We start from the raw sequence: 13,454 nt of genomic DNA on the forward strand, positions 1-13,454 counted from the left end.
GCCCCCTCCCGCTTCGGGGTGCCGCGTCCGTGCGACAGAAGGATGACGATGATGTCAGTTTCGAAGCGACGCTCCGTGCGTCTGACTGCGGGGGCGCTGGTCGCGATCGCGGTGGGGGTCAGCGGTGGTGTCGCGGCTGGCGCCGGCGATGCCCCAGCCGCAGCCGCAGCCGCCGAACCCTCCGACGACTACCGCGCGCAGTACCACTTCACCGTGCCTGACCACTGGAAGAACGACCCGCAGCGGCCGGTCTTCGTGGACGGCAAGTTCCACTACTACTACCTCTACAACAGCGAATACAACGCGGATCCCACCGCGAACTTTGGCACTGAATGGCGGCTCGCGACCTCGTACGACGGCGTCGTGTTCGCCGACCAGGGCGTTGCTGCGCCCAAGAAGACCAACGCCAACTACGACCTCTGGTCGGGATCGACCGTCCTCGACGAAGCGAACACGGCCGGATTCGGCGCCGGTGCTGTGGTCATGCTCGTCACCCAGATGGACCATCCCACTCCGGCGCAGCAGACGAACGCGTCCGGACCCCAGGCGCAGTTCCTCTGGTACTCGACGGATGGCGGCCGCAACTTCCGCCCCTACGGCGATGAGCCGGTCATCGCCAACGGCGGACGGGCGGACTTCCGCGACCCGAAGGTCGTGTGGGATGCCGAGCGCGGCCGCTGGGTGGCGCTGATCGCCGAGCGCGACCGGGTGAGCTTCTACACGTCACCGGACCTGAAGACGTGGTCCCGCACGTGGGAGTACGTGAACCCCGGCATCGGCACGATCGAGTGCCCGGACCTGTTCCCGATCCGCGCTGACGACGGCAGCGTGAAGTGGGTGTTCGGCGTCAGCGCGAACGGCTACGCCACAGGGGAGCCCGCGACCTTCGCATATTGGACGGGATCGTTCGACGGCACGTCCTTCACGTTCGACCAGAGCTCCCCGCAATGGCTCGACCATGGATTCGACTGGTACGGCGCGGTGACGTGGGAAGATCCCGCCGCGCCGATGGACCGTCGCTACGCGGTGGGCTGGATGAACAACTGGGACTACGCGCACTCGACCCCGACGTGGGCCGCCGACGGGTTCAACGGCACCGACTCGATCACCCGCGAGATCCGGCTCAAGAGGTACGGCTCGACGTTCAGCCTGGTGTCGCAGCCGGTGGCGGCGCTCGCTGACATCACCACGGCGCGAACGGAGCTCGGCGACGTGACGGTGGACGGGTTCTTGCCTCTTGCGTACGAAGGCGACGCGTACCAGATCGAGGCGGACGTGACGTGGGAGACCGCCACCAACATCGGCTTGCAGCTGAGGCGCTCCGCCGACGGCACGCGTCACGCCGATGTCGGCGTGACCGACACCTACGCCTACCTGAATCGCGGCCAGACCGGCTACCCGGTCGGAACCTGGAAGACAGAGAGCCGCACGCCTTTCCCCAGCGACGCCGACAGCGTGCATCTGCGCATCCTCGTGGACCGCACCACGATCGAGGTCTTCGTCGATGACGGCAGATACGCCCACTCGAGCCAGGTCTTCGCGCCACCCGGAGACGACGGAATCGCCCTGTACACGTCCGGCGGCGCGGCCGTCTTCCACGATCTGACCATCACCGAGTTCGGCAGCGTCGTGCAGCGGCCGGCCCGGCTGATCGCCGACTTCGAGGACGAGACGTGGGACCAAGGATGGACGGCGACGGGCAGCTTCGTCGGCGCAGGACCCAGCGCGGCCGACCTCCGCGGACAGGTAGGAGCTCGGCTCGCCGACACGTTCGTGGGCGGGGGTGACCCCGCCACGGGAACGATCACCTCGCCACCCTTCGCGATCGACAGGAGCTTCCTGCACTTCCTCGTCGGCGGCGGCGATCACCCGCTCGGCGTGGAGCCTGCCACCTCTGTGCAGCTGCTCATTGATGGGCAGCCCGTCCGGTCGGCGACCGGGACGGGGTCGGCGGAGTTGCGCCACGTCCAGTGGGATCTGCGCGACCTCGCTGGACGGGTCGCGCAATTCCAGATCCTCGACGATGCCACCGGTGCCTGGGGCCATCTGATGGTCGACCACGTCGTCCTCAGCGACTGAGCGCGTCGATCCCGACGGCGCCGCTCCTCGAGGACCGCGGCGACCCGGGTGTATCAGGCGCTGCGCCCGCTCAGTGGACGTCGTCGACCGTGAGTCCCAGCATCCGCAGCTCTTCCTGCGACTTTCCGGCGAGCTTGCGGCCGAGCAGCGGGCGCTTGTCGGCGTGCATCTTGAGGCCCTTCGGCTCGCGCGCGAGCGGTTCCTCCCAGCCGCGGTACAGCGCGAGCACGCGGAACGTGAAGCCGATGAGGAAGGCGATCGCCACGCTGATCCAGTACGGCACGCCCATCTCGTCGAGGACGATCCACACCAGGCCGGTGCCGATGGCGGTCGCGACGAACCATTCGCCCCGCACGAACTGCTTGGGGGTGACGCCGCTCGTGACGTCGATCAGGAAGCGCCCGGCCGTCGGTGCGATGACCGCGATCGCCAGCGCACCGAGGATGGGGTAGCCCGCCTCGTTCGCCTTCTGCGCGCCGATGATCGCGTACCAGGGGAGGGAGAACGAGGTCATGAATTGGAACAGGCCCTCGCGGAAGAGCTGACCGCTCGCGTACGCGATGAAGTAGCCGATGACACCCGCGACCACGCAGAACGTGATGTAGGCCGGGTTCATGAAGGCCGACGGCGGATTGCCGAGGATGACGTCGCGCGTGACGCCGCCGGCGATGCCGCCGATGATCGCCATGAGGATGATGCCCACGAACGTGTAGTTGCGGTAGTGATCGGGACGGCGAGCGAGCAGTGCGCCGTTCAGGGCGTTTGTCGTCGCCGCGATCAGGTCGACGGCGGTTCCTCCGCCCGTCAATGACCATGTGCCGAACGTGAGATCCATCGGGTGCATCGGGCTCCTCCTCGCCGGCGGCCGAGCAGGCCGCCACGTCACGGTAGACCGTGACCCGTGCGGACGGCATCGCGCGATTCGGGGGAAACCGCGGCGGGCTCAGGCGCTCGGCGCGCTCCAGCTGAGCGACTCGATGTAGCGCAGCAGCACGCCCTCCCGCAGAGCCCACGGCGAGACCTCGAGCTCGTCGACGTCCAGCAGCCGCATCGCCTCGTGCAGCACGACCGCCCCCGCGACGATCTGGAAGGTGCGATCGGCGGTGATGCCGGGCAGCTCTTGACGGGCGGATGCCGGGATCCGGGCGAGGCGCGGGATCCACGAGCTCAGCGAGGCGCGAGGGAGCAGCATCCGCTCGATCCCCGACCAGCCGGGAACCGGATAGCCCACGAGCTTGGCGAGCGAGCGGATCGCCTTCGATGAGCCGACCACGTGGTCGGGACGCGCGAGGCTCCCGAACGACTCGGCGACGGGAGCGAGCGTGGCGCGGGCGTGCTCGCGCAGCTGCTCGACGGCGGCCTCGCCGGGCGGATCGTCGGGGAGGAACTGCACGGTCATGCGCCCCGCGCCGAGGGGGACAGATGCCGCCTGCTCCGGCAGCTCGTCGGCACCGGCCGCGACCTCGAGCGAGCCGCCGCCGATGTCGAACAGCAGGATCTGGCCTGCGGCCCACCCGAACCAGCGGCGGACGGCGAGGAACGTGAACCGCGCCTCGGTCTCGCCGCCCAGCACCTGCAGCGGCTGGCCGAGCGCTTCCTCGATGAGGGCGATGACCTCCGCGCCGTTCGTGGCCTCCCGCACGGCGGAGGTCGCCGTCGCGAGCAGCTCGTCCACCTTCTCGGCCGCCGCGATGCGCCGCGCCTCTGTGACGGCATCGACCAGGGCGGTCACGCCCTGCGGGCTGATCGCCCCGTCCGGGTCGAGATACCGCATCAGGCGCAGCACGGTGCGCTGACTCGTCTGGGCGAGCGGGCGCCCGCCGGGGCGGACGTCGGCGACGAGCAGATGGACGGTGTTCGAGCCGATGTCGAGGACTCCCAGGCGCACGCCCTCAGAGTAGCGGGCGCCGGACGGCGAGCCGGAGATGAGGCGGAGATGAGAAACGGGATGCCGCATCTATGCGTCAGCGGATGCGCGGTCTAACGTCGGCGCCAGGGTGCCGACCTGGCACTCGTTCCCGCAGACGAGCCTCGAAGGCGAGGCCCGCGCACGGCGGCCGACAACTGCCGCCGCAGAACGAGGAGAACACGATGAATCGATCCCGCACCTCCGCGCGCCGCGCGGTGGCGCTCTCTGCTGCCGGGGCCACCGCCCTGGCCCTGGCGATCATGCCGGTCACCGCCGCCGCGGCCGCCCCCGGCGGATCGTGCGACAAGCGCAACAACAACACGGTCGCGAAGCTGCTGGAATGCGTCAGCGCCGAGGGTGCGCTGGAACACCTGCAGGCGTTCCAGGACATCGCGAACGCCAACGGCGGGAACCGGGCGGCCGCCACCCCCGGGTACGAGGCGAGCGTCGACTACGTCGTCGAGACCCTCGAAGCGGCGGGCTGGAAGGTGTCGATCGACGAGTTCGACTACTTCCTGTCGATCCCCTCCGTGCAGCAGCTGACTCCCGTGAACGTCGCGCAGCCGGCGGGCTACTTCTCCACCGGTGACACGGCGGCGGGTTCGGTGACGGGCACCGTCATCCCGGTCGATCTGGCGATCGCGAACCCCGCCACCAGCACGAGCGGGTGCGAGGCGGCCGACTTCGCCGGACTGAACTTCCTCGGCACCACCGACATCGCGCTCATCCAGCGCGGGGCGTGCGAGTTCGGCATCAAGGCGCGCAACGCCTACAACGCGGGGGCCGAGGCCGTCGTCATCATGAACCAGGGCAACGCCCCCGACCGCATGGACGCGCTCACCAACGTGACGCTGATCGGGGCCAACCCGACGCCGCTCGAGATCCCCGTGGTGTCGACGTCGTTCCAGGGCGGCGTCTCGCTGGCCCAGCCGGGCTCCACGGCCACGGTGACGCTCGCGATCGAGAACCACCCGCAGAAGAACGTCATCGCCGAGCTGCCCGGCCGCAACCCCGGCAACGTCGTCATGGCGGGAGCGCACCTCGACTCGGTGCCCGCGGGTCCGGGGATCAACGACAACGGCTCCGGCTCGGCCGCGCTGCTCGAGCTCGCCCAGAGCATGCAGAAGGTCAAGCCGCAGAACACCGTGCGCCTGGCGTGGTGGGCTGCCGAGGAGGAGGGTCTGCTCGGATCGGCGGCCTACGTCGACGGACTGAACGACGCCGAGAAGGACCGCATCGCGCTCTACCTCAACTTCGACATGGTCGCGTCGCCCAACTACATCTTCATGGTGTACGACGGGGACGAGTCCACGTGGGAGGCCCCGGTCGTGGTGCCGGAGGGCTCGGTGCAGATCGAGGATCTCTTCGAGAGCTACTTCACGAGCGTGGGCGTGCCCTACGACGACGCCGAGTTCAGCGGACGCAGCGACTACGAGGCGTTCATCCTCAACGGCATCCCGGCCGGTGGTCTCTTCACGGGCGCCGAGGACGAGAAGACGCCCGAGCAGGCGGAGATCTGGGGCGGCACGGCGGGCGAGTGGCTCGACCCGTGCTACCACCAGGCCTGCGACGACATCGACAACCTCAGCCTCGACGCGCTCGAGACCAACTCCGACGCCATCGCGCTCGCGGTGCTCGCCTACGCCTACTCCACCCAGTCGGTGAACGGCGTGCCCGGCGTCGACGTGCCGGGCGGCCTCACGCTGCCCGCGCCCGCCGGTGCCGAGGGCACGTGGGCCGGCGGTGGCGGCGGTCTGCACGGCCACGACCACGACCCCGTCGCGGACTGATCTCTCGACAGCACGGAGCGTGCCCGCCCTCGTCAGGAGGGCGGGCACGTCGTGTGAGCGGATGCCTCGGGCCGAGGCATCCGCTCGCTCTTATGCGACGCCGGCGAAGTGCAGCAGATCGACCATGCGGAAGTCGTCTCCCTGACGCGCGGGGTCGAGGGTCGGCAGCGACGGCTGCCAGTCGGGGTCCTGCGCCAGGTACGACGACCGGTCGCCCTGCAGGAGTCCGATGAGCACCTCGGCGACGATCCGCGCTCCGACAGGTCCGAGGCGGTCGCCGTCCTCGACCACGTCGGCCTCGCGCAGGATGTAGAACCACAGCGGCGTGCGGTCGTCCATGCCGTACTGCTGCAGGTCGTCGAGATCGTGCCGCGCGAGCTCGGGGAGGTTCATCGCCCGCGCGACCCGCTGCCCCGACGGCAGCGAGAAGGTCAGGTGGCGCAGCAGGTTGCGCTGCGCCAGCGACGCCGGGTTGGCGGCGGCATCCGGACGGGCGACGACCGATCCCGGCAGCGCGAACAGCGCCGTCGACAGCGTCGTGTCGATCTTCTTGTTCGGGCGGACGCTGCCGTCGCCGAAGTCGAAGAAGGTCGGCCAATCCACGAAGCGGCGCGGGGCGCGGCATCCGCCCGAGAGGTCGTCGGGGTCGCCGGCCGGCGTGCCCTCGGGGGTGAAGATCATGCCGAAGAACGGGCCGCCGTCGGCGTTGCCGGTGAAGTTGGCGCGGTACGAGGGCCGGATCTGGCTGTGCCCGAACCGGTAGGCCGCCACCGAGAACTCCACCGGGATGAACGGCTCGTTGTGCCACTGGTAGTGCTTGCGGCCCTTCTGCAGGATGTCGTCGACGACCGCCGAGCCGCACAGCGTGCGCGTGAAGTGGTGCACGACGATCCACTGGTAGTGCCAGCGCACGAGCCGCTGCGCCTCGGCGAAGACCTCGCCGGGGCTCGTGAGCCCGAGCTTGGTCTTCACGTGCTCGACGGCCGCGTTGTGGAACCGCAGCATCGCGGTCTGCAGCTGCGACACGATGAGGTTCTCGTCGTTGCGCGGATCCCCGATGAGCGCGACGCCCTGGGCGTTGCGGGGGAGATCCGACCGGCCGGGCGTCCCGCATTCCTCGACGAGCATCGTGATGCCGTGCCCCGCCTTCTGGTCGTAGAGGTACGGCGACGCGTTCGGACCGGATCCGTAGACGTTGTCGAGCCCGAGTCCCGGCGTGCGGAAGTTCGAGATGAACTCCGGGTCGACCTGCCGCTCGAGGCTCGAGGTCGGATCGAACGTGATGTCGTGGTCGATGAACTGCCCGAGGAACGTGTCGCCGGCGACGTGCGTCGTGCTGTTGCGGTTCTGGTGCGAGAGCGCCGGGTCGACGATGAGCTGCACGGGTCCGGCCGACAGGTCGTCGCCGGCGTCCATGATGCCGCCCGCCTTGCCGATGTCCAGGAGCGCCGCCCGCACCTCCGGGGTGTCGGCCGCGAACGGTGGCAGCTCGCCGAACATGCGGCCGAAGCGCCCCGCGTCGTAGTACTTGGAGCGCGGCGGGACGACGTCCGCCGGATACGAGCCGTGCCGGGTCATGATGTTCTCCTTCGTTCGGGCTCCCCCGTGCGCGCGGCACGCGCCGCACACGGGGAAGGAGCGGCGGAGCCCGGCGGAGATACACGCCGACTGTGGGGCGGCGACGTCGGCGAAACTCCACAGAATCCGGCATTGAGCGCCGGCGAAACGGATGCCGCGGCCCGATCCCGCCCGGATCCGTGGAGTTCCGCAGGGGGTCTGCGCCTGAACCGTGCCCGGGCTGCCAGCGACTACGATGGGCGCGATGTCCGCCGACGAAGCGACCACGGTCACCCCCGCACTCTCGCTGTACCGCGAGATCGACCGCGCCGACTGGGCGCGCCTGTCGGCGGGGCTGACGCAGCCGCTCACCGAGACCGAGATCGTGCAGATCCGGGGGCTCGGCGACCGGCTCGACATGGCCGAGGTCGCGCAGGTGTACGTGCCGCTGTCGCGCCTGCTCTCGCTCTACGCGGAGTCGACCAAGCGACTGGGTGCGGAGGAGTCGGCCTTTCTCGGGGAGAGCGACTCGACCACCCCGTTCATCGTCGGTGTGGCGGGCTCGGTGGCCGTCGGCAAGTCCACGATCGCGCGGCTTCTGCGCGAGCTGACCAGTCGCTGGCCCGGCACCCCCCGCGTCGAGCTCGTCACGACCGACGGGTTCCTGTACCCCAACGCCGAACTCGAGCGCCGGGGTCTCATGCAGCGCAAGGGCTTCCCCGAGTCGTACGACCGGCGCGCGCTGGTGTCGTTCCTCACCGAGGTGAAGAGCGGCGCTCCCGAGGTGCGCGCTCCGTTCTACTCGCACATGCGCTACGACATCGTGCCCGACGCCGTGGTCACCGTGCGCCGGCCCGACATCGTCATCGTAGAAGGTCTCAACGTGCTGCAGCCGCCGCCGTCGCCCAACGACGTCGCGGTGAGCGAGCTGTTCGACTTCTCGATCTATGTGGATGCGGATGCCGCGCACATCGAGCAGTGGTACGTCGACCGCTTCCTCGCCCTCCGCCGGGGCGCGTTCAGCAACCCGAACTCGTTCTTCCGGGTGTTCGCCGAGCTGAGCGACGAGGACGCGGTGAGCCGCGCACTGGAGTTCTGGAACACGATCAACCTCCCCAACCTCGAGGAGAACGTGCTCCCCACGCGCCATCGCGCGAACCTGGTGCTGCAGAAGGCCGCCGACCACACCGTCGAGACGGTGCTCCTGCGCAAACTGTGACGCCGGCGGGCGTTTCGTCTCGCTCCGCTCGCTCAACGACCGGAGACCGGGGGCGTTTCGTCTCGCCGTACTCGCTCAACGGCCGTGCGCGAGCCACCGGTCGTTGAGCGAGCGAGGAACGAGCGAGACGAAACGCGCCGGGCACAGCGCAGGCGGCGGGCCGCGGCATCCGTCCCCCGCGGGATTCGTTCAGATTCCTTGCAAAACCCCCCCGCCTACCATTGTCGGCATGTGTGGAATCGTCGGATACGTGGGCCCGCGGCAGAGCCAGGCCATTCTGATCTCGGGGCTCTCGCGCCTGGAGTACCGCGGCTACGACTCCGCGGGCATCGCGGTCATCGACGGTGACGGCGACCTGGGAATGCGCAAGCGCGCGGGCAAGCTCAAGGTGCTGCGCGACGACCTCTCGTCGCACCCGATGAGCGACGGCACCACCGGCATCGGCCACACCCGCTGGGCGACCCACGGCGGCCCGACCGACGACAACGCCCACCCGCACCTGGCCGACGACGACCGGCTTGCCGTCATCCACAACGGCATCATCGAGAACTTCTCCGAGCTGAAGGACGAGCTGCTGGCCGAGGGCTTCACCTTCCGCAGCGAGACCGACACCGAGGTCGCCGCCGTCATGATCGGCCGCGAGTACCGTGCGACGGGGGACCTCGTCAGCGCGTTCCGCAACGTCGTGTCGCGCCTCGAGGGGGCCTTCACGCTCCTTGCGATGCACGAGGACCAGCCCGGGCTCGTCGTCGGCGCCCGCCGCAACTCGCCGCTCGTGATCGGGCTCGGCGAGGGCGAGAACTTCCTCGGCTCGGACGTCGCTGCGTTCGTCGAGCACACCCGCAACGCCCTCGCGATCGGTCAGGACCAGATCGTCGCGATCACGCCGTCGGGCGTCGAGGTCACCGACTTCGAGGGCAACCCGGTCGAGGTCGAGCCGTTCGAGGTGACGTGGGATGCCTCGGCCGCCGACAAGGGCGGCTGGTCGTCGTTCATGGCGAAGGAGGTCTCGGAAGAGCCCGAAGCCGTCGCCAACACGCTGCGCGGCCGCATCCGCGGCGGCGAGGTCGTGATCCCGGAGCTCGACGGCCTCGACGAGCTGTTCCAGGGCATCTCGCGCATCATCGTGATCGCGTGCGGTACCGCTGCCTACGCCGGGCAGGTCGGCAAGTACGCGATCGAGCAGTGGACGCGCATTCCCGTCGACGTCGAGCTCGCCCACGAGTTCCGCTACCGCGACCCGGTGATCGGCCCCGACACGCTGGTCGTGTCGATCAGCCAGTCGGGCGAGACCATGGACACCCTCATGGCTGTCAAGTACGCGCGCGAGCACGGCGCGCGGACGCTGTCGATCTGCAACACGCAGGGTGCCACCATTCCTCGCGAGTCCGACGCGATCGTCTACACGCACGCAGGCCCCGAGGTCGCCGTCGCCTCGACGAAGGCCTTCGTCGCCCAGATCACCGCGCTGTACCTGATGGGGCTCCACATCGCCCGCGTGCGCGGAGCGATCGACCACGAGAGCGCCGCCGCGCACATCGCCGAGCTCGAGGCCGTTCCCGGCAAGATCGCGCTGATCCTCGAGCGCGAGCAGCCGCGCATCGAGCAGTTCGCCGGCTGGATGGCCGACACCCGCTCGGTGCTGTTCCTGGGTCGTCACGTCGGCTTCCCGATCGCCCTCGAGGGGGCGCTCAAGCTCAAGGAGCTGGCGTACATCCACGCGGAGGGCTTCGCCGCGGGCGAGCTCAAGCACGGCCCGATCGCGCTGATCGAGCCGGGCCAGCCGGTCTTCGTCGTCGTGCCCTCGCCGAGCCAGTCGCCCGAGATGCACAAGAAGGTGGTGTCGAGCATCGAGGAGATCCGCGCGCGCGGCGCCCGCGTCATCTCGATCGCCGAAGAGGGCGACGCCGCCGTGCTGCCCAAGTCCGACGAGGTGCTGCGCATCCCGATGGCGGGCCCGCTCTTCGAGCCGCTCCTCGCCGTGGTGCCGCTGCACATCTTCGCGATGGGCCTCGCCACCGCCAAGGGCCTCGACGTCGACCAGCCCCGCAACCTCGCGAAGTCCGTCACCGTCGAGTGACGGCATCCGCCCCCTTCTTCTCCCTCTTCCCCTCCCCGTCGAGATCGTGCCATCTCGGCGAGACAGCACGTCGTCGGCGCCGGTGACGTGCTGTCTCGCCGAGGTACTGCTATCTCGACGAGGGAAAGGATGCGGGGCGACGGGCGGGGGATGCGGCGACGGGCCGGGGGAGCGGGGCGGCGCGATAGTCTGACGGATGCCGCGGACGCGGCTCGGCAGGAGGTTTCCGTGATCGTCGGCATCGGCGTCGACCTCGTCGACATCCCGCGCTTCGAGCGGACCCTCGCCCGCACCCCGCGGCTGCTCGAGCGGCTGTTCTCGGGCGGGGAGCGCAGCCTCAAGCCGCACTCGCTGGCCGCGCGGTACGCCGCGAAGGAGGCCTTCATCAAGGCGCTCGGCGGCTCGGACGGCGTGCATTGGACGGAGATCGAGATCACGTCCGAGGACTCCGGGCGACCGGTGTTCTCGCTGACCGGATCCACCGCCGCCGTCGTGGCCGCGCGCGGCATCACCGGCCTTCACCTGTCGTTGTCGCACGACGCGGGCCTGGCGACCGCATACGTCATCGCCGAGGCCCGCGACGGCGCTCGCCCGGAGGCCGCGCCCGCGGCGCCCGGGGCCGCGCCCGCGGCGGCGCCCGCGGCCGCGCCCGGGACGCCGAAACAGGGCATTCCGGCCGAAACCGGGGGCGTCGTCCCCGGTCTCGACGCAGACCCCTTGTCTCGCGAGCACGGCCGGGACGGCCGGGCCGCGACGGGCAGCGGCGGGGCGGGCGACGCCGCGGGCGCCGGCGCCGGCGGCGCGAGCTCGGAGGCCAGCGCATGAGCCGCCCGCCGGCCGGCGTGCTGCGCGAGGCGATCATCGACGTCGGGGCCATCGAAGACAACGTCCGGCATCTCCGCCGCCTCACCGGCTCCGAGGTCATCGCCGTCGTGAAGGCCGATGGCTACGGCCACGGCGCCGTGCGCTCCGCGCGCGCGGCCCTCGCCGGCGGCGCCACGCGCCTGGGCGTCTCCGACATCTCCGAGGCGCTGGCCCTCCGCCGCGGGGGCATCGACGCGCCGATCGTGGCATGGCTGCACGCCCCGGGCGCCGACTTCTCGGAGGCCGCCGCACGCGGCATCGAGCTCGGCATCTCGAACCTCGAGCAGCTGCAGAAGGCAGCGGCCGCGGCATCCGCCGACCGTCCCGTCGGAGTGCACCTGAAGCTCGAGACCGGGCTGTCGCGCAACGGCATCGCGCCGGCGGACTACCGGATCGTGTTCGCCGAGGCCGCGCGCCTCGAGCGCATCGGCCGGGTGCGCGTGATCGCGCTGTTCAGCCACCTCTCCAACGCGTCGGCCGACGACGACCGCGCCGCACTGCGCACGTTCGAGGATGCCGTCGGCGAGGCGGCCTCGCTCGGGCTCGCCCCGCCGCTGCGGCACATCGCGGCCACGCACGCCGCGATCGACCTGCCCGAGTCGCGACTCGGGTGCGTGCGGATCGGCATCGGCATCTACGGTCTCTCGCCCTTCGACGACCGCTCGGCGGCGGATCTCGGGCTGCGCCCGGCGATGACCCTGCACGGGGCGGTGGCCGCGGTGCGCCGCGTGCCGGCGGGGCAGGGCGTGTCGTACGGGTACGACTACCGCACCGACCGCGAGACGACGCTCGCGCTCGTGCCCCTCGGATACGCCGACGGGGTTCCCCGGCAGGCGTCGGGACTCGGGCCCGTCGTGATCGGCAACCGCCGGTTCACGGTCGCCGGGCGCATCGCCATGGACCAGTTCGTCGTCGATGTCGGCGACGCGCAGGTCGCCGTCGGCGACGAGGCGGTGCTGTTCGGCGACCCGACCCTCGGTGTGCCGGGGGCGACGGAATGGGCGGATGCCGCGGGCACCATCAACTACGAGATCGTGACGCGCGTCGGGGCGCGGGTGCCGCGGCGGGAGGTCGCGGAGTGAGGAATCGGTGCGCCGCCTCGCGCGTTCCGGATTCAGTCGCGGCCGTCGCGGTCGGGGAGGCGCGCCGCGGAATTCCGCGGTCCGCCCGGAGCAGACGAAACGCGCAGACTGAATCCGGCAGGGGGGAGGGGCGATGACCGGCATCGACGCGCTCGTGGGCACTCGCGAGATCACCTCGCCCGACGACATGGAGGCGCTCGGCGAGGAGATGGGACGGATGCTGCGCCCCGGCGACATGGTGGTGCTCACCGGTCCGCTGGGCGCGGGCAAGACCACGCTCACTCGCGGCATCGGCCGCGGGCTGGACGTGCGCGGACCGATCCAGAGCCCGACGTTCGTGCTCGCCCGCACCCACCCGTCGCTCGTCGGCGGTGCTCCGCTCGTGCACGTCGATGCGTACCGCCTGGGCTCGGCGGCGGAGCTCGACGACCTCGACATCGACTTCGATGCCTCGGTGGTCATCGTCGAGTGGGGCCGTGGCCTCGTCGACGGCCTCCGCGACCACTGGTGGGAGGTCGAGCTCGAGCGCGAGTGGCACGGCCGCGGCGTCGACAACGCCTGCGGCACGATCGGCCACGAGGCCGAGCTCGACGCCGACACTCCGCGCCTGGTGAAGATCACCCGACACCCGTAGCCCTCCCGCGTTCGTGCCGGTCGACCGGACTCGGTGCGGGCGTTTCGTCTCGCTTCGCTCGCTCGACGACCGGGGCTGGGTGGGGGCGTTTCGTTCGCTTCCCTCGCTCAATGACCGGGGCTGGGTGCGGGTGTTTAGTCTCGCTTCGCTCGCTCGACGACCGGGGCTCGAGCCTTGCGCCTGTCTCCGGTCGTTGAGCGAGGGAGCGCCGGCGACCGAGTCGAAACGGTCGCGGCGGCG

Annotated in this window: 9 protein-coding genes and 1 pseudogene; 7 read left to right on the forward strand and 3 right to left on the reverse strand. The window is 70.5% G+C overall.

Translation table 11 applies throughout. The features are described from left to right. Positions 1 to 51: 51 nt before the first annotated feature. Complete coding sequence (locus R8Z57_RS14230) at positions 52 to 2,079, forward strand: glycoside hydrolase family 32 protein (protein ID WP_318354431.1); 2,028 nt, start codon at positions 52 to 54, stop codon at positions 2,077 to 2,079. Between the two features lie 70 nt (positions 2,080 to 2,149). Here the strand turns inward: R8Z57_RS14230 and R8Z57_RS14235 are convergent, their stop codons facing one another. Then, a complete protein-coding gene (locus tag R8Z57_RS14235; RefSeq protein WP_318354432.1) occupies positions 2,150 to 2,923 on the reverse strand; it encodes a TRIC cation channel family protein in 774 nt (257 codons plus the stop codon). Between the two features lie 99 nt (positions 2,924 to 3,022). Next, positions 3,023 to 3,967: a Ppx/GppA phosphatase family protein gene (locus tag R8Z57_RS14240; RefSeq protein WP_318354433.1), complete on the reverse strand. Its 945-nt coding sequence runs from the start codon at positions 3,965 to 3,967 to the stop codon at positions 3,023 to 3,025. A gap of 203 nt (positions 3,968 to 4,170) precedes the next feature. Between R8Z57_RS14240 and R8Z57_RS14245 the strand changes: the two genes are divergently transcribed. Further along, positions 4,171 to 5,778 (forward strand): M28 family metallopeptidase, encoded by a 1,608-nt coding sequence (locus R8Z57_RS14245; protein WP_318354434.1) that lies wholly within the window; start codon positions 4,171 to 4,173, stop codon positions 5,776 to 5,778. A gap of 90 nt (positions 5,779 to 5,868) precedes the next feature. On the opposite strand, the gene R8Z57_RS14250 is transcribed toward R8Z57_RS14245, so the two are convergent. Further along, positions 5,869 to 7,356, reverse strand: coding sequence for a heme peroxidase family protein (locus tag R8Z57_RS14250; RefSeq protein WP_318354435.1), 1,488 nt, complete (start codon positions 7,354 to 7,356; stop codon positions 5,869 to 5,871). A gap of 244 nt (positions 7,357 to 7,600) precedes the next feature. On the opposite strand from R8Z57_RS14250, the gene coaA reads away from it, so the two are divergent. The 5 genes and pseudogenes from coaA to tsaE all read left to right on the forward strand — a co-directional run bounded on the left by coaA (position 7,601) and on the right by tsaE (position 13,214). Beyond that, positions 7,601 to 8,554, forward strand: a complete 954-nt coding sequence (coaA, locus tag R8Z57_RS14255) for a type I pantothenate kinase (protein ID WP_318354436.1) — start codon at positions 7,601 to 7,603, stop codon at positions 8,552 to 8,554. 229 nt (positions 8,555 to 8,783) lie between these two features. Then, positions 8,784 to 10,634, forward strand: a complete 1,851-nt coding sequence (glmS, locus tag R8Z57_RS14260) for a glutamine--fructose-6-phosphate transaminase (isomerizing) (protein WP_318354437.1) — start codon at positions 8,784 to 8,786, stop codon at positions 10,632 to 10,634. Between the two features lie 228 nt (positions 10,635 to 10,862). After that, a pseudogene (locus R8Z57_RS14265) lies at positions 10,863 to 11,210 on the forward strand (holo-ACP synthase); the annotation flags it as partial. A gap of 245 nt (positions 11,211 to 11,455) precedes the next feature. After that, on the forward strand, positions 11,456 to 12,580 hold the full coding sequence (alr, locus tag R8Z57_RS14270; RefSeq protein WP_318354438.1) for an alanine racemase: 1,125 nt from the start codon (positions 11,456 to 11,458) through the stop codon (positions 12,578 to 12,580). Between the two features lie 133 nt (positions 12,581 to 12,713). Further along, the gene (tsaE, locus tag R8Z57_RS14275) at positions 12,714 to 13,214 is read left to right on the forward strand and encodes a tRNA (adenosine(37)-N6)-threonylcarbamoyltransferase complex ATPase subunit type 1 TsaE (protein WP_318354439.1); all 501 of its coding nucleotides are present in this window, start codon (positions 12,714 to 12,716) and stop codon (positions 13,212 to 13,214) included. Positions 13,215 to 13,454: the final 240 nt, after the last annotated feature.

Origin of the sequence: Microbacterium sp. M3 (assembly GCF_033548675.1) — a bacterium.
Lineage (GTDB): Bacteria > Actinomycetota > Actinomycetes > Actinomycetales > Microbacteriaceae > Microbacterium > Microbacterium arthrosphaerae.

Excerpts from the sequence above, each read along its gene's own strand:
- R8Z57_RS14230 (WP_318354431.1), top strand. The coding sequence starts at position 52 with ATGTCAGTTTCGAAGCGACGCTCCGTGCGTCTGACTGCGGGGGCGCTG.
- R8Z57_RS14235 (WP_318354432.1), bottom strand. The coding sequence starts at position 2,923 with ATGCACCCGATGGATCTCACGTTCGGCACATGGTCATTGACGGGCGGA.
- R8Z57_RS14245 (WP_318354434.1), top strand. The coding sequence starts at position 4,171 with ATGAATCGATCCCGCACCTCCGCGCGCCGCGCGGTGGCGCTCTCTGCT.
- R8Z57_RS14250 (WP_318354435.1), bottom strand. The coding sequence starts at position 7,356 with ATGACCCGGCACGGCTCGTATCCGGCGGACGTCGTCCCGCCGCGCTCC.
- coaA (WP_318354436.1), top strand. The coding sequence starts at position 7,601 with ATGTCCGCCGACGAAGCGACCACGGTCACCCCCGCACTCTCGCTGTAC.
- glmS (WP_318354437.1), top strand. The coding sequence starts at position 8,784 with ATGTGTGGAATCGTCGGATACGTGGGCCCGCGGCAGAGCCAGGCCATT.
- alr (WP_318354438.1), top strand. The coding sequence starts at position 11,456 with ATGAGCCGCCCGCCGGCCGGCGTGCTGCGCGAGGCGATCATCGACGTC.
- tsaE (WP_318354439.1), top strand. The coding sequence starts at position 12,714 with ATGACCGGCATCGACGCGCTCGTGGGCACTCGCGAGATCACCTCGCCC.